Source organism: Marvinbryantia sp., from assembly GCF_047017445.1.
GTDB lineage: Bacteria > Bacillota > Clostridia > Lachnospirales > Lachnospiraceae > Marvinbryantia.
This window is the reverse complement of the sequence record NZ_JBKXTT010000012.1, coordinates 26,498-47,499: the sequence shown is the minus strand read 5'-3', so window position 1 is coordinate 47,499 and position 21,002 is coordinate 26,498. Positions and strand designations below refer to the sequence as shown.

At 45.4% G+C, this 21,002-nt stretch carries 25 protein-coding genes and 1 pseudogene; 2 read left to right on the top strand and 24 right to left on the bottom strand.

Going from position 1 to position 21,002, the window contains the following annotated elements; translation table 11 throughout:
* Positions 1 to 21: 21 nt before the first annotated feature.
* From ACLU9Q_RS13835 to ACLU9Q_RS13745, 19 genes are all read right to left on the bottom strand, one after another.
* Positions 22 to 2,187: a PcfJ domain-containing protein gene (locus ACLU9Q_RS13835; RefSeq protein WP_412625478.1), complete on the bottom strand. Its 2,166-nt coding sequence runs from the start codon at positions 2,185 to 2,187 to the stop codon at positions 22 to 24.
* Between the two features lie 89 nt (positions 2,188 to 2,276).
* Positions 2,277 to 2,687 carry a hypothetical protein gene (locus ACLU9Q_RS13830; protein WP_412625477.1) on the bottom strand — a complete coding sequence of 137 codons (411 nt, stop codon included), beginning with the start codon at positions 2,685 to 2,687 and terminating at the stop codon, positions 2,277 to 2,279.
* 26 nt (positions 2,688 to 2,713) lie between these two features.
* Positions 2,714 to 3,049 carry a hypothetical protein gene (locus ACLU9Q_RS13825; RefSeq protein ID WP_412625476.1) on the bottom strand — a complete coding sequence of 112 codons (336 nt, stop codon included), beginning with the start codon at positions 3,047 to 3,049 and terminating at the stop codon, positions 2,714 to 2,716.
* A 59-nt stretch (positions 3,050 to 3,108) separates the two neighbouring features.
* Positions 3,109 to 3,300: a hypothetical protein gene (locus tag ACLU9Q_RS13820; RefSeq protein ID WP_412625475.1), complete on the bottom strand. Its 192-nt coding sequence runs from the start codon at positions 3,298 to 3,300 to the stop codon at positions 3,109 to 3,111.
* Between the two features lie 230 nt (positions 3,301 to 3,530).
* Positions 3,531 to 3,782 (bottom strand): hypothetical protein, encoded by a 252-nt coding sequence (locus ACLU9Q_RS13815; RefSeq protein ID WP_412625474.1) that lies wholly within the window; start codon positions 3,780 to 3,782, stop codon positions 3,531 to 3,533.
* A 61-nt stretch (positions 3,783 to 3,843) separates the two neighbouring features.
* Positions 3,844 to 4,176: a type II toxin-antitoxin system RelE/ParE family toxin gene (locus ACLU9Q_RS13810; RefSeq protein WP_412625473.1), complete on the bottom strand. Its 333-nt coding sequence runs from the start codon at positions 4,174 to 4,176 to the stop codon at positions 3,844 to 3,846.
* Positions 4,166 to 4,423 (bottom strand): type II toxin-antitoxin system Phd/YefM family antitoxin, encoded by a 258-nt coding sequence (locus tag ACLU9Q_RS13805; protein WP_412625472.1) that lies wholly within the window; start codon positions 4,421 to 4,423, stop codon positions 4,166 to 4,168. The genes ACLU9Q_RS13810 and ACLU9Q_RS13805 overlap by 11 nt, the downstream gene beginning before the upstream one ends.
* An 88-nt stretch (positions 4,424 to 4,511) precedes the next feature.
* A complete protein-coding gene (locus ACLU9Q_RS13800) occupies positions 4,512 to 5,654 on the bottom strand; it encodes a sarcolemmal membrane-associated protein (RefSeq protein ID WP_412625471.1) in 1,143 nt (380 codons plus the stop codon).
* A gap of 1 nt (position 5,655) precedes the next feature.
* Positions 5,656 to 5,844 carry a hypothetical protein gene (locus ACLU9Q_RS13795; protein WP_412625470.1) on the bottom strand — a complete coding sequence of 63 codons (189 nt, stop codon included), beginning with the start codon at positions 5,842 to 5,844 and terminating at the stop codon, positions 5,656 to 5,658.
* Between the two features lie 85 nt (positions 5,845 to 5,929).
* On the bottom strand, positions 5,930 to 8,086 hold the full coding sequence (locus ACLU9Q_RS13790) for a PcfJ domain-containing protein (RefSeq protein ID WP_412625469.1): 2,157 nt from the start codon (positions 8,084 to 8,086) through the stop codon (positions 5,930 to 5,932).
* Positions 8,083 to 8,634, bottom strand: a complete 552-nt coding sequence (locus ACLU9Q_RS13785; protein WP_412625468.1) for a hypothetical protein — start codon at positions 8,632 to 8,634, stop codon at positions 8,083 to 8,085. The genes ACLU9Q_RS13790 and ACLU9Q_RS13785 overlap by 4 nt, the downstream gene beginning before the upstream one ends.
* Positions 8,635 to 8,652: 18 nt before the next feature.
* The gene (locus ACLU9Q_RS13780) at positions 8,653 to 9,417 is read right to left on the bottom strand and encodes a Cas9 inhibitor AcrIIA9 family protein (RefSeq protein ID WP_412625467.1); all 765 of its coding nucleotides are present in this window, start codon (positions 9,415 to 9,417) and stop codon (positions 8,653 to 8,655) included.
* A 58-nt stretch (positions 9,418 to 9,475) separates the two neighbouring features.
* Positions 9,476 to 9,889 carry a hypothetical protein gene (locus ACLU9Q_RS13775; protein WP_412625466.1) on the bottom strand — a complete coding sequence of 138 codons (414 nt, stop codon included), beginning with the start codon at positions 9,887 to 9,889 and terminating at the stop codon, positions 9,476 to 9,478.
* 17 nt (positions 9,890 to 9,906) lie between these two features.
* The gene (locus tag ACLU9Q_RS13770) at positions 9,907 to 11,373 is read right to left on the bottom strand and encodes a phosphoadenosine phosphosulfate reductase family protein (RefSeq protein ID WP_412625465.1); all 1,467 of its coding nucleotides are present in this window, start codon (positions 11,371 to 11,373) and stop codon (positions 9,907 to 9,909) included.
* Between the two features lie 173 nt (positions 11,374 to 11,546).
* Positions 11,547 to 11,915 (bottom strand): hypothetical protein, encoded by a 369-nt coding sequence (locus ACLU9Q_RS13765; protein ID WP_412625464.1) that lies wholly within the window; start codon positions 11,913 to 11,915, stop codon positions 11,547 to 11,549.
* A complete protein-coding gene (locus ACLU9Q_RS13760) occupies positions 11,902 to 12,222 on the bottom strand; it encodes a hypothetical protein (protein ID WP_412625463.1) in 321 nt (106 codons plus the stop codon). Before ACLU9Q_RS13760 ends, ACLU9Q_RS13765 begins: the two co-directional genes overlap by 14 nt.
* 18 nt (positions 12,223 to 12,240) lie before the next feature.
* A complete protein-coding gene (locus ACLU9Q_RS13755; RefSeq protein ID WP_412625462.1) occupies positions 12,241 to 12,522 on the bottom strand; it encodes a hypothetical protein in 282 nt (93 codons plus the stop codon).
* Positions 12,523 to 12,536: 14 nt separating this feature from the next.
* Positions 12,537 to 12,977: an RNase A-like domain-containing protein gene (locus ACLU9Q_RS13750; protein WP_412625460.1), complete on the bottom strand. Its 441-nt coding sequence runs from the start codon at positions 12,975 to 12,977 to the stop codon at positions 12,537 to 12,539.
* Between the two features lie 436 nt (positions 12,978 to 13,413).
* Complete coding sequence (locus ACLU9Q_RS13745; protein WP_412625459.1) at positions 13,414 to 14,127, bottom strand: hypothetical protein; 714 nt, start codon at positions 14,125 to 14,127, stop codon at positions 13,414 to 13,416.
* A 97-nt stretch (positions 14,128 to 14,224) separates the two neighbouring features.
* On the opposite strand from ACLU9Q_RS13745, the gene ACLU9Q_RS13740 reads away from it, so the two are divergent.
* Both ACLU9Q_RS13740 and ACLU9Q_RS13735 read left to right on the top strand, forming a co-directional pair.
* Complete coding sequence (locus ACLU9Q_RS13740) at positions 14,225 to 14,437, top strand: helix-turn-helix domain-containing protein (RefSeq protein ID WP_412625458.1); 213 nt, start codon at positions 14,225 to 14,227, stop codon at positions 14,435 to 14,437.
* A gap of 118 nt (positions 14,438 to 14,555) precedes the next feature.
* Positions 14,556 to 14,786, top strand: coding sequence for a helix-turn-helix domain-containing protein (locus ACLU9Q_RS13735; RefSeq protein ID WP_412625456.1), 231 nt, complete (start codon positions 14,556 to 14,558; stop codon positions 14,784 to 14,786).
* Between the two features lie 31 nt (positions 14,787 to 14,817).
* On the opposite strand, the gene ACLU9Q_RS13730 is transcribed toward ACLU9Q_RS13735, so the two are convergent.
* The 5 genes and pseudogenes from ACLU9Q_RS13730 to ACLU9Q_RS13710 all read right to left on the bottom strand — a co-directional run bounded on the left by ACLU9Q_RS13730 (position 14,818) and on the right by ACLU9Q_RS13710 (position 20,983).
* Positions 14,818 to 14,961, bottom strand: coding sequence for a hypothetical protein (locus ACLU9Q_RS13730; RefSeq protein WP_412625455.1), 144 nt, complete (start codon positions 14,959 to 14,961; stop codon positions 14,818 to 14,820).
* A gap of 206 nt (positions 14,962 to 15,167) precedes the next feature.
* On the bottom strand, positions 15,168 to 15,788 hold the full coding sequence (locus tag ACLU9Q_RS13725; RefSeq protein WP_412625454.1) for a hypothetical protein: 621 nt from the start codon (positions 15,786 to 15,788) through the stop codon (positions 15,168 to 15,170).
* Between the two features lie 62 nt (positions 15,789 to 15,850).
* Positions 15,851 to 16,089: pseudogene (locus tag ACLU9Q_RS13720) on the bottom strand (hypothetical protein); the annotation flags it as partial.
* 324 nt (positions 16,090 to 16,413) lie between these two features.
* Positions 16,414 to 18,858: a hypothetical protein gene (locus ACLU9Q_RS13715; protein WP_412625452.1), complete on the bottom strand. Its 2,445-nt coding sequence runs from the start codon at positions 18,856 to 18,858 to the stop codon at positions 16,414 to 16,416.
* Complete coding sequence (locus ACLU9Q_RS13710; RefSeq protein ID WP_412625450.1) at positions 18,791 to 20,983, bottom strand: hypothetical protein; 2,193 nt, start codon at positions 20,981 to 20,983, stop codon at positions 18,791 to 18,793. The genes ACLU9Q_RS13715 and ACLU9Q_RS13710 overlap by 68 nt, the downstream gene beginning before the upstream one ends.
* Positions 20,984 to 21,002 lie beyond the last annotated feature (19 nt).

Here is a 21,002-nt window from a genome sequence, read left to right as displayed (position 1 = left end):
ATCCTCCTTTTCGTACTTTTTCTACGCAGCCAGAACTTCTTCCGCCGCAACCTCCATCAAATCTTCAGCCAGCAGATCCGCAAGCAGCTTTCCTCCAAAGTTTCCATGTACGCGCACCTCATTTTTCCGCAGGTCTTCCATTTCCTGGTTGCGAAGCTCCCTGCTCCGTTTTGCCAGCTCAAAGTCCTCTATGCGAAGTTTTTTCTGGAGCTGCTTCTGCCACTTTTTCAGAAATCCTTCTGCTTTTTCTATATCCTCCAACTGGCGGTTATACCGCGTCCTTTTCTGCCGTATCGTTCCGTTTGGTTCCACCTCCAGAGTATAAAAAGGTTCCTTCTCGTTATCCGTTTTCCGCAAAAACAGAATGTAGGATTCCCTGCTGTTCATGCGCTCAAAATAGCGATCCTGCCTGTTGATACAGTGCTGTAGCTTCTCTCCCTCTATCAGAATATCTTCCACTCTCTGCGGTGCGATAATTTTATACTTTCCGCTGGAATACTCATACTTTTTCAGCTGGATACAGATTTCCGGAAGCTTTGGATATGTCTTTTCCAGTTCTTCTGCCCGGTGTACCATCCCTGCGCTTCCAAGACGCTGAACCAGTTCATCATGCCTGCGCACAAGCTGCCTTGCCCGGTATATGATAGGATCTGTTACGTCAAGTCCAAGTCGTTTTGCCATGACCAGATAATCGGTCCATGTCGCAATCAGATCCTTCACCTTTTCTCCCGTTTCCGCAGACTGCCTCTCCAGATAATTTTTTATCTGTACCGGACTCATACGGTCACTGATAAAAGTAAGTTCTGTCGGATGGAGTTCCTTTTCCTGCATCCATCGAATCACCCCTTCCTCTATCACCCGGCCCTGCTTCTTTTCCTGGCACAGCCATTCCAGATATAACATTCCACCGTCTGCATCCCGGAGCCTTTTTAATCTGGCATTATCAATCAAAAGTGCTTTACTAAGCTCCTTTGCTGGGACATAGGTCAATTTTTCATTTTTATCGACCATCTCTTTTGCGACACGCATCAAACCGGCTTTTACCACCTGTTCCAAAAACGGCTGCTTCCGAAGCCGCGCCAGATACTCACAGGGATCTGTAAAAACCGCCTGTTTCGCATACTCCGGGAAACCGCTCCTGCCCAGGATTGTCTTTTTTAAATGCATGAGGTTTCCAGTAAAAACACGACCACGCTCATTCGGGACATATACGACATAGCCAGGACCCCATATGGTTTTCAACTCTCCCTGCTGCCAGCGCTCTTTCTGCTCTGTCCGGTCATATTGATAGGAATACTCGGTACAATTCCATTCAGAATCATATATAAACCGCCGCCTTTCACGCCACAATACCATCGGTTTCCGGTAAGACGACATTCTTACCATCATCCGTACCATAAACTCCCGCACCACAATCCCATCCCCGCATCTCTGGATGAGATAACCTGTTTCCTCCTTCGTGGTGACACTCTGCGTCTTTTTTACCGCTTTATACTGGATTTTATGCCCACAGCAGCTGCATTTTCCCCATTGGTTATGCTTCGGCTTCCTTATCGGGACATCCTTTTCACACCATGTACAGTACCCCTGCGTGGCTCCTTTCCTGGTATACTCATAAAAAATGAAATTCTGCGTAAGTGCTTTCTTTTTTATCCAGTAATCCCAGCGTTTTGGCAATTTGGGAACCTTTTTCATCACTGCATCCCACAGGTTCGTTTTCTTTTTATATCTCTGGAGAACATGGCGCCTGCGGAGATCCGTCTGGAAGGTCAGAATCGCATCATAAGCTGTCTGATCCACTCCCAGATAGGTTTGTATGCATTTGGTAGTGGCTTCATCGCAATATACCCCGGAGCAATACGCTGTCTGCAGGAATTTAAGCCGATCAATCATTGCGCTTGTCCAGCATTTTTTTAAATGGTTATAACCAATAAACTCATCCGCCTTCCGGTCTATGAATAAGCTGTATACCGGCTTCCTGCCATCCAGCATCAGGTAATCTGCAAGGAAAAGAGAAACTTTCAATATCCCATTCTCTTCCTCTGCGGCAAGATACCTTCCATACTGGTAGACATAAAACAAATGACCGTAGTTCTGTTTCTCAACCGGCTGATCTTCTTTTGCCGTCCGGACCATTGCATCTGTTGCTTCCGGCATTTTCATGTCCAGCAATCCTTTTTTCCTCATATTATCCTTTCCTGGCAGAAAAAGGCACAGGCGAAAAATTTCCATTTTTACCACCCATGCCCTTTTTGTGCCATACTTTTATTTTGTCCTCATACCATTTCCAATTTCCGATCAGACATATCCCGGAAGCCGCAGCGAATCAGGGTCTCCGAAAACTCTTCCGGCGTAAAGTATTCCTTTTTCTGCCTCATAATCTGCTGCATTACCTTTCTGTGCATCGGACTTGTCAGAATCACAAAGCTTTCTGAAAAAGAGCTGATAAGGGGAACACTTATATTGTCAATCTTTTCCCATACCATCATCATTTCGCAGAAGCATCCTCCGTCCTTATCCTCAAGTCCGTAGCAGACGTCGTCCACATAGGGAATCTGCACCCTTTTTGCATAATTCTGTCTGGCAAAATGCCGGAATGCCCAGAAAGTATTTGCATAATCTATGTCACGCCCCAGCCATCTGGAAAAGTGACGAATATCTGCCGCTGATAATTCTCCTGCTGCCATTTTACTATTTCTCCTTCCTGCTGCCATTAAGCCGCTTCCTCTCTCTTTTTGCCGGCAAGCTGATACCCCGGCCCATATTTGGTAGAAACCGGCATCAGACATCCCTGTACCTCATACCGGTCCAACAGGTTCGTCAGAACGCCTTTTAAAATCACCTGATCCTTATCATCCACCGGCAGCTCACAGCGGAATTTTTTCTCTACCAACTCCAAGATTTCCGTCTCAGACAACCGATGCCCCTTTGCATTCTCAACACACTCCAGAATGTAGTGTTCCATCTGCTCCTGGTGCGCTCTTAAATAAAGAAGATACTCTTTTCCCGTCATTGCAATATCCATTTCATGCACATCCGAATTTTTCAATTCCTTTTCCATCCTTTCTTAAAATAAAAGAAGACCTGTTTCTACAGATCCTCCGATTTTTATTCCCCATCCTGAATTTTCTCCCAGATTTCCAACGCACGCTTCAATCCTGGCTGTTTATCGCTTTCTGTTTCCATCTCCTTTCTCAGCTCATCCTCATACCTTCTTTCATCTGTTTCCATGCTCCGTACCACGCTTCTCAGCCTCCGGATTTCCTGCTGGCAGATGTGTGTCCGTTCTTCTTCCTCCATACTGTTTCGCCTCCCTTCTCACGCCCTGCTCCACTTTGTACAACGCAAAAAGGCACCAAAAACCATACCAACATGATTTTTGATGCCTTTCTATTTTAAATTCAGTTCATACTGAATCAAATTCATCTCCCGGTCTTTACCGGAACAAAACATTGTACTCCATGGGTTTTCCATGCAAAATTATTACATTTAAACAGTATCACAAGATTTCCCGTCCGTCAAACGATTTTTCATGACGATGCAGGATTTTCTTCTTTCTCTTCCGCAAAATAACGGTCTGCGATATATCCAGCAGATTCTGCCCACAGGGTATTCTCCGTATTCTGCAATGCCTTGTATGTTTTGGAATGGTAAAATGCAACCATTGCGTCCGGAAAATTCATTCCTGTCTGCTCCTGGATAATATCGACCACATCCCGGATCTGGATACATATGTTCATTGTAATATCTTTTCCATTAAAAAAATATTTTCCTTCAGACATAAGGAACCTCCTTCCGGAACCCAAAACTTTATCAAAACAGATGATACCGCCTATACAGGAGTTATTTGTTTATCTGCCTGAGTATTTCATCCATGTTGCGCCTGCCATAAACAATCCGCAGGACAAAAATCATTCTTTCCGTAGAATCTGGCAGGTAGTACATGATATAATTCCCTACCACTTTTTTCCTCACTTCTGTTTCTGGCAAGTATTCATTAACTACGGGAGAGCCGCTTTCCGGGAAAGACCTTGCCTCCTCAATCGTCGCCTGCAATTTATCCACAAAATCTGACGCCGCTTTTGGATTTGCCAGTTCCACAGCGATATAACCCACAATCTCATCCAGATCGGCATCTGCTTTTCGTGTCAGCTGATAGTCCCATTTAGATTCCATACTTTCTCCTTATATCGCTGACCGCCTTCTCTCCGTCTACCGTCCGTCCGGCTTTCACATCCTCCAGACCTTCCATGAGCGTCTTCGCTTCCGCCATTTTCTGCATGGTCCGCTCATAATATTCAATGTCCATAACCACCAGACGTCCATAACCATTTTTTGTCACATAAACCGGTCCGTTTTCTTCTGCACAGCGGCGTTCTACTTCCACTGTATTTTTCAATTCACGCATTGGGATAATCTGCATAAAATCGCCCCTTTCTATGTGCCTATATTTTACCCTAAATTAAGCCACAAGTCAAGAAAGCCGAGAAAGCAGCAAAAATTTCTTCCTTTTACAATTCCATCCACATGGATAAGGACAACTGTTCTTCCTTCTTCTCCTGCCTCCTTTCCTGCTCCAGCGCTTTGATTTCTTCTGCCCCTATTCTTTTATCTGCCAGGCGGCGCTCCGCATCATTTAAACCCGCATAGCCTTTCTTCCTGATTTTCCGCTTCAGGGCCTCCAGCCGCTTTTGCTTCCGTTCCTGCTTTCGTTCTTTCTGCGCTTTTATCTGATCTGATTCGTGCACGATTGCGATTCCATTTTTGATGTCTTCCAGATCCTGCTCCAGATCTCGTCCTTCCTTTCGTCCCGCCCGGATGTTAATGATCGCAATCTCCAGATCCGGATCATATAGCTTCCGCATGGAATATCCATTCCACCATTCCCTCTTGAAAATTTCTTCTCCGCATTTAGGAACCGCCGCACAGCAGACATCCATAGAAACCGGACGCTTCAGAAATTTTTTACCCTTGATCACGCCCACAATAGGCTCTCCATCAAACAAAGTGCCGTCTTTTCTCTTTGTGGATACCCGGACATCATAAAAGATATTCCCTTTTTCACTTGCCAGCATCCGAGAACGTACCGGACAGAATCCTCCAATACAAACCTTTGCGCATTTTACCGGATCATAACGAAACTCCCATTTCTTTTTGGCATCATCATAATACATATGATGCTCGCAGATCCTGCCCTGCCGTTCTGCCGCAAATGCTTCATAGGCTTGTCCCTTTTTCTGCTCCTGTTCTTTTATGATCCGTTCCACGCTGTTTTCATATTCATAATGGTCCGTCATGTGGCAGGCGCAAAAGTAAAACGCCGGTTCCATGCCTGCTAAAGCAGGATGGTTCTTTTCACACCCTGTTTTGCGGTAAGGGCATTTAAGGACTGCGTTATCATTCTCAAAGCACCAGTCAATCCCCATATACCCCATAGCACTGATACAGCTCTCTGCCCTCGCAAAAAGCCCGCATCCGGTCTGGTAACTGTTCCTGTCCAGATAATCACGCCGGAATTCAAAACCGCCGTACAGATTTTCCAATACGTCCGTTCCGAAAGAACCCGAAGGTATCTGTACATACGCCGGATAATTTTCCGCTGAATAGCCAGCCAGAAGCAATTCCTCCGTCAATAAATTCTTTTCTTTCTCCATCCTATATTCCCTGGCATGGACGCATGTCAAAGAAACGCTCCATCCGCTCACGCAGCTCCTCTCTCTCCATATCGTACTCTGCCGCAATACACGCCTCACATACAGGAAATTTATAAGCGAATACCTTTGAAAGACGTTTATCCCAGCTATTCAGTTTTTTATTGCACTTATTACATTCCGCTGCCTGCATCTTCTTTTCCCTCCAATCAGTTTTGCGGCAGGAAACGTTCCCTGCCGCATTGCCTTTTCAATTCCTTATTACCTTTTCAATTCCTTTATGCCGCTTCCTGTATCTCCATCAGGTCCGCTTCCAGAAGGTCAACAAGCAGTTGTCCCCCATACGTTCCCTGTCCGACCCGTACCTGGTCTTTCCGCAGCTTTCTATACTCCTCCTTTCGAAGCTGCCGGCTCTTTTTTGCAAGAGCCATATCTTCTTTGGACATTCTCTTTCGGATTACCTTCTGCCACTTTTTCAAGAATGTGGAAGCTTCCTCAATATCCTTATTCTGACGGTTATATTTCGTCCGCTTCTGACGTATCGTTCCGCCCGGCTCTACCTCCAGCGTATAATACGGGATTTCCAGCGCATCGGCGCGTCTGAGAAACAGAAGAAAGCACTCTTTTTTTGAGATCCGTTCATAATAATGCTCTGTATTGTTAATACAATGCTGAAGCGTGTCTCCCTCATAAAGCAGCTCTGCCAGATTTTTGGGAACCACCACGGCATAAGCACCATCCTGGTAATCATACTTGCCCCTTAAAGAGTCCAGTACCTCATTCACATTCGGATATTTGAGAAGTATCTTCTGTGCCCGCACATTGATTTTCTCCATCGCCATCCTCCGGACCATTTCATCATGCCGTTTCTGCAGTTCCGGTGTTCGGTAAATGATGGCATCCTTTATATCCGCCCCATTCTTCTCTGCCATACTCAGATAGTCTTTCCAGATTCGCAGGATCGAAGCATGTGATTCCTCCGGCATCTTCTCTTTCTGTCTGGACAGATAATTCATGATCTGCCGCGGGCTCATGCGGTCTTCAATAAAAGTAATGTCTTGCGTTTCAATTTCCTCCCGCAGAAACCAGCGGATCACTTCATCTTCGAGCGTTTTGCCATATACCCGCTCAAAATTCATCCATTCCAGGTAATGATAGCCTCCGTTCTCCCGTCTAAGCCTCTTTAATTGGCTCCTGCTGATGCCAAGACACTTATGCAGCTCCCCATCATGCGGAAAATCTACCCATCCCCTGCTTTCTACCATGTCACAGGCAAATTCCGTCAACCCTGCTTTTGCCAGCTTTTCAATAATGGGATGCTCCTTTTCCCGCATAAGGTACTGCTCCGGTGAAAAAATTTTCCCAGACCGCGCCAACTCCATAAAACCCGTCTTTTTCAGTTCTCTCTTGGACAAGTCTGATAAAGTTCGTCTGTAAATCACACCTTTTGCCACATAATAACAGGGATTGTAACGGTAAATAAGGGAAGCTGTGTCACCGTATTCCGTTTCGATCCAATGCATCTTTCCGTCTTTATACTCTCCGAAGTAAAACGCCCTCCCATTTCCGGACCTATCATAAAGAGCGCGCCGTTCTTCTGCGAAGTGAATCCTCATTGCATCTGTCTGCCCGCCCCCACAGGATGAATGGACTGTAAACTGTCGGAACACGATACCGCCTTCTATCCGCTGCGGCAGATGGGCCGTATACTCCTTCGACAATAACCGTCCGCATTTTCCAGTGGATTTAAAGGTAACAGCGCAACCGCATTTTTTGCAGACGCCTTTCTGGTTATATCTGGGGCGCTCTAATACCTGCTCCTTCCCACAGCGGGTACATCGTCCAATCATGGGACCCTTCTTACGGTATTCATAAAACATATAGTGTTCCTGGATCACATGCTTTCTAAGCCAGGTTTCCCAGTCTTTTGGAAGGGGTCTGATCTTCCGGAACAGCGCTTCCCATCGCTCTGCTCTGCGGGTAAACGGCTCCCGCCGCTGCGTATCACGGACCTTCCACTGCCAGTATTCCATCTCTGAAAGTGATGTAATCCCCAGATAATCCATGAGACTTTTCTTCTCGTCACTTTCCATCTTCATTTTTTCATCCCATCTACAGCGGACTCCTGCCAGATTGTCTATCCTTGCCTGTGTCCATTTCTGATTTTTCGTACAAAATGTGGTAAAATCGTTTTTTTCATTATCAAAAAAGAGACGGTACGCAGGCTTCCTAAGTCCTTTCTGCAGCTGTCCTGTAAAATAGATCTCTACTTTCAGTATTTTTTGTTCTATTGCCGCACGGAAATAATACGCTACTTTAAATGCGACTTCTTCCGGCCAGCCATATCCCTTTACCCGTTCTTCCTTTAACGCCTGATTCAGCATCGCCTCTGTCAGCCCCATCACCGGCAATTCCAATAATTGTTTTTTCTTCATGCTGATTTTCTCCCTGTATCCTTCCCATTTACGTCATACCATACATTTGAAAAGTAGTTTTTTTCATCCACCACAAACAGCCCGACCTCCTGTATCTGGCTGCTGTCCGCGTTTTCTTTTGCCATGGCAAGAATATCTCCCGTGCTTCCGGAAGCGATTGGATGCTTCCCTCTTACAACAATAAAACCATTCTCGCCTATGCCCTCTTCCTTTCTGACGTAGCTATTCCATGAACGCTCCGGATGCCGGACCATATAGCCTAATCCATGAAGCAGCAGATCCTGCATATTCAGTTCCTTGCACAGCCGGATATGCGTACACGAGATTCTACTGTCGCATCCATCTTCATCCAGATCCCCTTCTGCCTTCACGACAAAATATGCGGAGTTTCGCCAATCACTATAATAGTTCAGGCAATCCAGGGGATTTTCCGCACAATGAAACCCGTTCTGCTTACAGTTTGCTTTTTCGGTCACATTTACCCTGTCCCGGGCAAACTGGTATCCTCTGCAGGTTAAATCTTTTCTAAAGCCTTTGTACGCAAGCACACCGTTCCTCCTTCCGCTTTACTGTGGCAGATCAAATAATGACATCTGGCCGTATTCTTTCTTTTCCTCTTTTTTCTTTTCTTCTTTTTTCTTTTCCGTTTTTACGGAAGCTTCCTGTTCTTTCTGTGCGGAAGAAGTCTCCGTTTCTTTCTCTGCTTTTTTTGTTTTTCTATTCCCCGATTTTTTCTTTTTGGTTTCCGCTTTCTTTTCACTTACAGCCGGCCGTTCTCTTCGCTCCCATTCCGCCAGGATCTTCTTCTTTTCCTCCTCTTCCTTTTTCTTTATATCCTCTTCATCCTCCTTCCGGTAATACTCTTCCGCCCACGGAAACACTTCTTTTTCCGTCAGCGCAAGCCCCGTATTTGCCTGGATGCGCTCCATTCCCTTTTCCCTTGCCTGCCCCAGTGCCACTTCGTATGCCTTTTCTGTGATGAAATCCATACAGTGCTGAAGGGACTTGTGGCTTTTTAACACCTGCACCGCAAGTTCCTCGTCATCACGGCATAATCTGGTAATATGCCATCCGATCACGTCTGCAAAATACTTATCGTCCAACGCAAGCATTTCCTCCCGCAGTTTTTCAGAAGGAAATTTAAAATCCCCTTTTGCAACAGGCACGTCCGCAAGCCGGTACCGTTTTCCCTCGATATAATCCTGCGTATGCTGGTAAGGAACTGCCCAAGCCCTCGCAAGCGCCTTGATGCCTTCCATGTCTTTTTCCATGCGCAGATGCTGCGCCGCCGCATTTAATTCTGCCACATTACTCACAATCTTTTCTAACATAGATCAATCCTCCTATTATAATACGCAAGGAGGGGCTACCCCCTCCTGCCATACAGATTTACGCCGCTTCCATTTCCTTTGCGGCCGCCTCCATCTCTTTTTCCACTTCCTTTGCGATCCTGTGCCTCTCCTGGGCATCGCTGTCCAAAAGATTCACCATCTCTAACGTCACCCTTGTGTACCACGCGTTACTTTCCCGCTTTTTTACCATCTGCCTGGTTCTGTCCACGATTTCTTCCCAGTCCGCATCCTCTAAATCCCGTCCGCGGTACTCCTTATAAATATCGTAGATCTCCTTCATGGCCTGCGGCACATTGAGTTTCACCGCGTCCTCCATACCGAAGAAAAGACCCATCAGCATCGGGTGGTTTTCATATTTCCTGCACAGTTCCAGGATCCCCATATCTGATTTTCCAATATACAGGTTCCGGAAATCGGTAAAAATACCTGAGATTATCTTTTGATCTACCATTCGTTTTCTCCTTTCCATCAGGCAACCAGATCGTAAATGCTCATCTGGCCGTCTAACTGCCAATCCTCTGTGTTTTCCTTTGTTTCTTTTTCTTTGCATTCCAGGAGATACTGCCTTATTTGCTCTGCGGCTTCTGTCAGGGTTCTTTGAAACTTTCCTGCTTCTCCCATTTCCCGCATAATAACCAAATCGTCTTTTTTAACCGCCAGTTCCAGGCTGCGGATGGTTCCAAGAGCAACAGTAATCCCTGTCCTTTTCCGCTGTGCGTCCGTTAAACCGTTTTCCATCTTACACAGATAGCGGTAATCTTCGGATTCCATGTATGACTTTAAGCTGGCTGACGCATCTTTACGGATGCGTTCCGCCCCGGCCATATAGCCCTCCGGCATCTCCTTTGGTACTTCTGCATTTTCGCCATATGAGAGCAGAACCGTTTGTATCTCCAGAAGCTCCTGGCGAAGCATGTTTAGTGATACGCCATCTGCCCACATCTGTTCCCATGCGCCATAGTCATGGATGTGCTGCCATAAAGCCATGCGCCTTTGATACAAATCCTGCCATTCCTTCTTGTTCTTTCCTTTTACCTTCGTCTCTCCATTCACCTTTCCCCTTTCCGGCTGCAGGTTCAATAAATATTGACCTGGCACCTGTTCTTCCTTTTTTTCATTCCCATACATCCACCATGCGTAGACATCCTCTGCCGTTTCCCAGCGGTTGTCCGCCACACGGGTCCGTTCTTTTGCTTCCAGCATCCTCTCAAATGTTCTCAGATACGCCGCCCGAAAATGCGGATACCGCTCCAGCTCCTTCTCCCGCTTCTTAACCGAAGCAAGCGGACAGCCAACACATCCAAGCCTTGTAAACCCCTGGTCATACAGTTCACAATAAGTATGGACATACTGGTGTATAAAGCTCCATACTTCCTCTTCGCTCCAGTCAATGATCGGATTTAACACCCGTTTTCCCTGGATCTGGCAGTTTTCTATGAGCCGCCGTTTTTCATCATTATCATTATTCAGCAGTATGACCTCTGCGCTCTTTTTCCCCGACAGTTCCGCAAGTCCTCTGCTCTTTCGCTTCCGGCTCTCCGACCATCGGACACCGGTAATTACAAAACATCCCTCGCCGCCCCGTTCTTTTAATTCCGAACAGCAATAGCGTACCTTTCTTGTAGGCGGGAACCCTTTTTGGACAATCAGTTTCCACATAGTCGTTTCCGGCCGTTCTATACGCACCTCGGGATATTCCCGGCGGATAAATCGCACCAGTTCCGGCGGATCTACCGTTGTGACATGGTAATGAGCTGTAAACTTTACCCCCGCCATTTTTGCAAGCTGATAGATCACCTGGCTGTCTTTGCCGCCGCTGAACGCCAGATAATATCCGTCCGGATGCATCCTGAGCGCCGTAGCTTCAAACATTTTTAAATTCTGCACTGCACGTTCCACTTTTTCCTCGATTGGAAATAAACTAAGCTGCTCCATTCCTTCCCCGTCCTCTGCCTGTGATTTTGCTTTTGGACGGAAAAGCCATGCTTTCCGGTGTGTCTTTTTACACCGCCTGACCGATTCCTTTTATCAAAAGACTCACGCGCAATCGCGGCCTTTCTAAGCGGCAACCCAGGCTGTCCCCTAGGAAGCGAAGAAACAAAGCGTTTTTAGAAACCAATCCGAAGTCCTGCATAGGCCACCAGACGGATTTCCAGAATTTCTGCATTGGAAATCCCACGGTAAGGTTTCTGTTTGTTTAGATCCGTCACCCAATCCCGAAACGCCATCTCTATTTCCATGTCCAGTTCCTCGTGTTCCAATTGTACGAACATATATTTATACGCTACACGGTAATTCCCTCGCTTCGTATAATAGGAATACTTCACTTCATAAACCGGGATCCGGATGATCGAATTTAAAAACTGGGCCGGGTGCAGCTTCTTAAAAAAAATGCGGTATTCCTCCGTCGCCGGAAGTGTGCCGCATGATGCGGCTTCAGCAAAAGAAACCATGTCCGCAAATTTATGAAGGTGCATCACTTTCCTCCTCTCCTTTGGTCCGAAATTCCCTTACCCGCCGCCGGACTGTCGATGGGAAGCAGAAAAAAGCCTCTGCCACTGCATCCACGCTGTACCCCTGGCTTAATAATTCTGCCATCACTTCACCGGATTGTTTCCGGTCAAGTTTTTCCAGTCCTGCCCTGCTTACTTTCCTCTGCCGAATTTTCCGGCAGAGCGGGTGATCCGGCCCGTACTGGTACATTTTTCTGGCTTCATCTGCATTCAGATCGCATAAAATAGCAATCACCAGGCAGCAATAGCCAGCATATTCTTCATCTCTCATGCCATACACCGCCTTTGCTTATCCAAGACAGTTTTTACCCGTTCCCTGTCCTCTCCTTTCCCGCATAATCTTGACTTCCATGTTTCTGCTTTCCGGGCTTACCTTAACCGCCACTCCGCTGAAGGAATTGCTAAGATTTTTCAAATGACGCCTTCTTCCGTGCAAAAGCTTTTTCGCAACCCCAAAAGCCTTTCCTTCACAGGAAGCAATGTACAGACTGCTTTTCTCATCCAACGCAAAATCAATCCGCTTTCCCCGTGCAATCCCTTCCTTTACCGCCATCAATACCTGTATTTTCATCTCTTCCCTCTTTCTTAAAACATGGGATAACTGGTAAGTATCCGAAATCCCCAGTCTGCATCCTGGTCTTTTACCAGAACCAGGCAGGCTTTTTTCAGATTTTCCCGTAAGATGTTCTCACCTCTCCGAAAACCGTAGCCTACCGTTTTTTCAAACCGTTTTACCAGGGGCAGGCAGTCGCTATAGCTGCTCCGCAGCCAGAATGTAATCTCTTCATCAAAAAACATCCGCATCATTTCCTGTGCAACAGCTACCGCCACTTCCATATCCCAAAAAGATGTCGCATACCGGATGTCTTCCTGGGTTAAGCGGAACTGCAGCGCCTGTACCTGAATATCCGCATGTTTGCGCAGCGTATGTCCCCCATACAGATTTACCTTGTCCAAATTGTCCCGGATCACCTGAAGCGTATTCTCAATAATCTCCTCCGGGATATCCGCAAATAGATCAACCATGTCTTCTCCTTTCCGCCGATAACAAATGCCGGTATCCCGTCTGCGGATACCAGATTCTTTCCATAAAGAAAAGAAGGGCATGCGCTCCCTTCTCCTTCAAAAATCCATATTTCCATCTGTTATCCGCAAATATGTTTTATCTTCTTTTGGTTTTATTCGGATGATTGCTTCCCTCCTTCTTTTTCCATTCGCATAAATGCTTCCTTACAAACCCTTTTTCCATATACAGGCATAAAAAAAGACACCAAAAACCCATTTTCAGATTTTTGATGTCATTCTTGCATGATAAAGGATTCCCTGAAATTATTCTCCCGGCCTCACCGCCGGAACCAAATTTTCTGCACAAAAGCTCTATGCACAATTTATCATCCATCTACAATCTACCACAATATATTGTGTTTGTCAACTTTTCCAATTCTATATTTTGTTTTATCTTTTATTTTATCACTGCCTGCGGTTCCCGTTTTGGCATATACGCCAGGAAAATATCAATTTCTCCTTCCCCGTCCTGTGCTTCCTGTTCAATGTCGTAAGTAACATAATAATCTCTAATAAAATATCCGCGATATGGATCTGACAGGGTATACAATTTCCTTGTCGTAAAATCCACCAGACAATATCCTGTTGTCGCAAGCCTGCTATCGTCCCCATAATTCTTCTGGTCTGTATAGAATTCTACTACCTGATCCAGACAGCGCTGGCACAAAATCTTGCTTGCCGCGCTTAAATCTATTTCATCCTCTTTCTTGCAATGGATTTTTATGTCTGTATAACCTCTGTCCGGGGTTCCGCTTACCCAGATACTTCCATACCCTTCCCCAAAACTGTCGATACTCATACGCGTACCATCCTGTCCAAACACCTCCTGTCCATCATCATCATAAGCCCGCACTTCCGAATCTGTAACTGCCGGCTGGTTCCAATGGACAATGCCAATGGAATCACGCTTTGCATAATAGGGCATTAAACTATCTTCCCGCTCCCCGCAAATATAGCACTCCCCCTGCTCTACAGATGAGGATATTTCCAGTTGGAATTCCTCTGTCTCCATTTCTTCCTTTATCTTTGGCATATTTGTGTGTACTTTGCCACATCCTAAAAAAGCTCCGAATAAAAGCACCGTAAGACACAATCCCCCTCGTTTTCCCACTTTTTCATTCCTCCTGCGTTTTTCTTTATGGTGCGTATACGCACCATATCATTATAAAGAGACGCTATTTAAAATGCAAGAGAAGGGAGGCGATCAAATGATCCGATATGACCGTTTATGGAAGACCATGAAAGAAAAAGGAATCAGCCAATATGACCTCATCTACAAATACGGGGTTGATAAAGCCCAGCTTCAAAGGCTGAGAAAAAACATGGTTCTTAAAACCATCACCCTGGACCGGCTATGTGAGATTCTGGACTGCCGTATTGAGGATATTATGGAATACATTCCAAATGATACCGTCCAATAAGAACGTTGTAAAAAACGCCGTTTTTGCAATGTTCTTTTTTCTCCGGTTCTATGGTGCGGATACGCACCATATTCTTAACCGGGACACACCGTTAAAATAAAAAGAGAGGTGAAAACGAATGATTAAATATGACCGTCTGTGGCTCACATTAAAAGAAAAAGACATCAGCCAGTATGTGCTGATTGAAAAATATGGCATTGATAAAGCGCAGCTCCACCGGCTGCGCCACAATATGGTTATCAAGACCAGCACGGTAGACACCCTCTGCAAGATTCTTCACTGCAAGGTAGAAGACATCATGGAATATGTTCCGGATGAAGACGAAGAGAAACAGGAGACAACACCCTAAGCCGGATGCGTCTCCTGTTTTTACATTTCTTCTATAATCCGTATTTCTCTTTTATATCACGAGAAACCTTCTCAGCATCCCTAAACATTCCCTGCGCTGCGTGTTCGCGTGATTTTTCTAACTTTTCTAATAATTCAGACTCCGTTAATGCCTTGTGCGAATCTGTACTTGCCATCTCAGTCACCTCTTTATCTATTATCAGCATAGCAAAACATCATACTAAGTCAACAACTGGACATTCCTTTTCCTTATAAGTTTCTCCCATCATGTTTATTTTTCTCCCAAATACGAGTGGATTTTGGGAGATACTAACCCTTATTGGGGGATTTTGCGTAAAATGTATTACGACCACTACTAAACTTTTCGCTCTTCACAGCTTCCTCAAACCTCTTCCTGGAGTTTCTCTCGGTATTCCATATCCAGAACTATCCTATGGAAATCAGCTATTCTCTTTTCTTTCATTAACTTCTCGCCCAGCTTCACCAGCGGCATCCGTTTCCATTTCCTACCCACATCCTGAACTACAAAATACGCATAGGAAAATCCTTCTTCCACAGCCTCGGTTCCTTCAAAAAGAGAAACCACCGCTTCTGCCAGCTTCACAGCAGTAGAATCCGCAAACAATTCTTTCAAGCAGTCCGCCGGAGCATCCTCATACCGGTTATCAAACGACAAAGCAAAGTCATATTTTCCCCGTTGTTCACCACCATAAGTAAGTATTCCAGAAATATTCCCTTTCTTAGAAGGAAAATCAATCTCCTCCATAAGTTCCAGGCTGTACCTGCGCCCGTTAAAAGCTCCCTCCATCTCAAAACTCTGGCTGATAAAAGCCTCCACTTTTTCCGTTCCAGCCAGTTCCCCATAATTATCCGGCTCTTCAATAAAAGAAATCGGAATATAATCCAGTTTCTCCCACTGCTGTTTCCCGGACAAAGTGAGCTCCGCCAGTGTATCCAACAGCATTTCCTTTGTCTCTTTATCCATCTCTTCGTACATGTTCATAGCATTTTTCTGCCCTTCCATCAGTATTCTGTAAACGGGAAGTTACTTGTATAAAAATTATTTTAAGATAGTAACGCCATTCTTTTTGAAATTTTCTCTTTTACTACGGAAACAGTATCTTGGATTGAAAGTGTTGTCGTATCTATAACATTCGATTCATATAGCCCAAGACTGCAAAATCGCTCGCACATTGATTCTTCTCTTGAACAATGTTTAGCCATGGCTTCAAGAACCACGGCCCTATGATACCATCTACAACCACGTCATATCCCCCACGAACATATCTTTTTGCAGCTTCTAATTTTCCAAAGACACTGCCAACCTTTTCCTGCCACAAATATAACATAGAAAGGCTACCATATCAATCCGAATCCTCTCAAATATGAATTCTCCCAAATAACAAATTATAATTTACAAAATCCACATCTTTTCAAAAATGCCCTGTTTTCAAGTCATTTTCAGTACCAAAAGATGTGGATTTGTTTATTTTTTCAACTTGCGTAACCCGCGAATTTCAAAAAGTGTATCTTCTAAATACCCCATTTTGCCGACATGTTCTAATTTTTTCACTGTTCTGGGTGATACCCAGATAAGCCATAGTGATTTCTACAGAAGAATGTCAAACTCATGCCGCACATTCCCCTCTCTTGTCCTCCATCATCAAAAACCAGTTTCTCCCATAGGAGCCAGATCTGCTTACGGACGCCTCTCCATGCAGGCTGTCCAGATACTGTTTCCCGTTTTTCGATGCAGAAATGTAAACATAATACTCCGCACTCCGAAATGCTTTTGATGATTCATATTTTTCATAGCTTGTGCTGATCACAATACGGGCATTCAGTTTTTTTGCTTTTTCCTGTACGACCTGATAAGCCAGGGCCACCGCACTTTCTTCCTCTTCCCCGCTGATTTTGGAAAAATACGGTCTCTCCAGAAACAGGATCAATTCCTCCTTTCCCTCCTCTTCCTTTTTCTGCGCCTCTTTGACCAGATCCACAAATTCAATTTTCTGCGTTTTCACAGGCTTTGGTGTATCGGAACCCTTTGTCAGCCGCAGAAGTGCCCGGAATACGATCTTTCCTTCTTTTGCCAGGTACAGCACCTTTTTGTTTGCATCAAAGCAGGACAGCAGGCAATCTTTATAAATACCATTCACATAAGACAAGCAGGTAGACATCGGAACTTCTCCGATCTGAAGCATCGGGATAAAACGGTCCTCCTCCCATATTTCATATTTATTATCTTTCCTTTTCAGATTTTCACGCCATATTTTTTCCATGCTGGAATCTACCGGATAGGCGATCTCCCTTTCCAGGTCCGCTTCATGGTATTTCAGTTTTTCAAATTCACCCATTAGCTCGGCTGTCACCAGACGCCTCACCGTTTCCAACCGGTTTTCTTCTCCCTGACAGAACTGATAGACGATCTCAGCCTCGCCTTCATACACAAATTCGCGGATCCTCTGCTCAAACCGCTCCACAAATTCATCGGAGATCGGAAGCATCTCCTTTAGCCACAGCCAAGCCGCATCCTCCTGCAGCATTTTTTTCTGGAACTGTCCGAAGGAATCATAGTTTCTTACCGTTTTCCGGTTGCGGATCAGGTAGAGCACCTGCCGTTCATTCTCCACTTCCGGAATATAATTCTGGTAATCCTCCCAGTCCGCGAGCAGTTTTACGGACACCTTTGCTTTCAGGTCCCGAATATGCCCCAGTTCTTCCTGCATCCATGACGATAACGGCTTTTCTGACAGACGCCCGGCGAGCTTTTGCAAAGCCGTCTCTTCCATAGCATCAGAAAGGCATCCCCGTTTTACCAGTTCCCGCAGCACACGCATCCGGTCATCGCTCCTTTCCAATTCCAGGAAACCATATAATTGAAGATAAGATACCTGCAAAGGAGCCAGCGTTTTCAGTTCCTCAAACGTATAGATTTCCCGGTTCAGATATTTTTTCGCATCTTTTCTCCCGAAGATCAGAGCGTAACCATCCCGCAGATTCTTCTCATTCAAGGTATTCAGGTTCAGATAATTCCGGTAAATATCTTCGTCCAGCAGCAAAGACCATGAAGACAGTGCGAGAAATTCCTCACTGTGTTCCTTTACAAGCGCAAGGAAGTGTCTCTTCCCTGTTACGATCGCATACAGAAGAATTTTCACATGCCTGTCTGAAAGCGCATCAATCGGTACCCCATCCAAATCCGCCCGGTATGTCATTGCTGCATAAGAAATCCTGTTTTCCAGCATTTTTTCTTTCTGTCCTGCATCCAGGTCCGGCAGCACCCTTATCAGGTGCTTTAAATCAGTGAGGAACGAAGCATTGTTCAACCACATTCGCATAAAATCCTGTCGCTGCTCCTCTTCCCAAAATGCCAGCACCTTCTCCAGTAATTCTTTGATTTCTTCCGCATTTCCTGCCATCTGTAAAAACTGCGCTTCTTTTAACATACAGGTATTATTTGTAAGCACATGGATCATCTGCATCAGCGGAAGAACCCCTGGCTGCTGCAGATAGCTCCAGGTATCCCGTATATCCCATAAAGAATCCAGCAGCTGTGAAGAAAACAGCGGCAGAAACAACAGCCCCCGTTCGTCCTCCGTAAGCTGCCCCATGTCAATTTTGACATAAAATCGGTATTTCTCCAGATTTTTCAGCAGCAGGCTGCGCATTCCTTCCGGCAGTTCCCTTCTTTTATAATACTTCAGGAAATTGTACTGGATGGCTTCCGGGATTTCCTCATCCATCAGTACTTCCTGAATATCCATGTATGAAAGCTCGGAAAGCCTCTTATCTCCTGCCTGTAAAAACAGGCTCTCCAGACGTTTTAACGGAAGCTCCATATCCGATCCGTCCATCTGCCTGATTGCATCAATGACAGCTCCATCTTTCATCAGATATTTTTTACTGTTCTCTGACATCTTTTCTACAACATGGCTGACCCCGGATTCCACGATCTTCGTACTGACTTCTGCGCAGCCCTTCTCGCCAAATTTCTTCACAAACTCATACGGGAGTCTGGCTTCCTTCATGCTGTTGACCGTCTGTAGGTGCCTTAATATCTGTTCCTTCATTCTGCATTTCCTCCACTTCATTCACAAACTTCTTTTCCTCTTTCAGTTCCAGTTTTCCGCATGCATAAAGTTTGGACAGAAGCCCAGTTAATTCTCCCATATCTTCTGCGTTATAAAGATACACCTGTCCTCTTCTGAAAAGAGAACGGAGATAGGAAACCGCGCTGTCCTCTGCCTCTTCCAGATCGCTGTAATTCACGAAAGCAAGGATTTTTAGAAATTGCCCGGCCTTCTTCCTGCTTCCCGCAATCATTTTGGAAAAAGCAGCTTTCATATCCCGGATCTTGTCCAGTTGCTTTTTCAGCGCCCTTCTCTCTTCCAAAAGCTCTTCCATGTCTTTTAGTTTCTGCTGTTCCTCTTCCGTCATATAAATCTTACGGAGGATGCTCGGCATCTTCTGATCGCCAAGTTTTTCCCGAAGGCCGGAATATACCGCCTGTGCCTCCTCTTTGGGAAACCATAGCAGGTTTTCCTCCCTGGAAAGGATATGGAACACAAAACTCTGGTAATACTCCGTATAATTCTGGAAGACGTAATCATCCAGCCACGTAAAAAAATGCCGGTGTTCTTCCGGTTCCAGAAACGGTCGGAACAAATCCAGTTCCCAGTAACGGCTGTAATTGCTGTAAATATTCTTAAAACAGCCCTCCAACAATTCTGTCACGGAAAATGCATTTGCTATGTCCCTGATGCCCATTTCCTTCACATAACATTCCAGCATAGCATAGGATTCCTGAGACTGGATACCTTTCATATAGCTGTGAAGATAATAGAGCATATTCTTCCATTTATCCACAGCCGTTTTTTCATCCATTTGATACTCTGCCAGAAACTGTTCCATAAGCCCTGTCACCGGGATCAATCCAGGTTCCGCAAGATGGCGGAACACTGTGAGCTGTTTCCAGTGTTCTTGTTCCCAGAACCGCTTCCGGTAATCCGTTCCCGTCAGTTCCCGGTAATGTGTCAGGCTCTCTGCAAGCTTTTTCCCATCCGTTTCCCACTCCAGGGTTTCCAGCACACATTCATCATATTTTTTCTTCTCCAGCACCGAATAGAGCACGTCCCATTTGGAGTCTGTCAGACGGAGCCGTTTCCAGTGTTCTTTCCCTGATTTGTCCGAATACGGATACAGAACCTGGAATGCCTTCACATTTTTAACCTCTATCTCTTCTGCAAGTACATCTGTAATCCCCGCAAATCCCTGTACCTTCACCTCAAACGAATGGTAAGCTGCACAAAGCTGGCTGCACAGTTCATATGCCAGATCCGGATATTCCCGTTCGGCACTCAGAAATTGACGGCATACCTCGATCGCCAGTTTTTCCGCCGTTATACTGTCTGTATCGATTCTTCCGGGAAGGTTTGTTTCCCTGATCAGAAAATAATTCAGATACGCAGCTTCTTCGCTGGCATACCCATTTTCCATCAGTTTTTCTCCTGCAAGCCTCCCGCTTCCGCAGATGCTTCCAAAGGGCAGGCGCATCAGATATTTCAGCACATCCAGGTCTTTTTTCCGGTAGCCTTTCATACGGAACTGGAAATTTTGTACCAGATACTGATATACGCCGGAATTTTCATATACGGAAATTTCCCTATCTGTCCCCAGTTTCGCATTCAGCTTCTTTTTTACGGTTTCCCAAAAGTCGTCATCCTCCGGCAAAATCGACAGCACAAACAGGATCTCCGCGATTTCTTCGTAGGGATAAGAGAAAAGCGCTTCGTAAAACTGTTTTTTCTCCCTTTCCTCCAATAGATACCGGATTCCCAAAAGAAACGCATCCTCCGGAAGCGCATACAGCTTTTTTAAGAATACGGGCAACTGGTTTCCGATGAACAGCCCCTCTTCCTGAAGGTTTTTCGTTTTTGCCAACGCAAACCCTAAAGCCTTAAGTTCCTTTGCCGTAACTTCCCGACGCTCCCACAGACGCTCCAGCACTTCACCCGGATAATGAAGCCCATACGCTTCCTCCATCGTCTTTTCTGTACTTTCCCCAAAGAGCGCATATCTTTCATTTTCCTGTCTTCGCTGGTATTTATCTTCCTTTGTACTTGTCAGATAGACCAGCTCTTCCATCTGCCGATAAAGAGGAATATCCAGCCGCTCTTCAAAAATCTTCCATTCCATAAAATTCCTCCATTCAAAA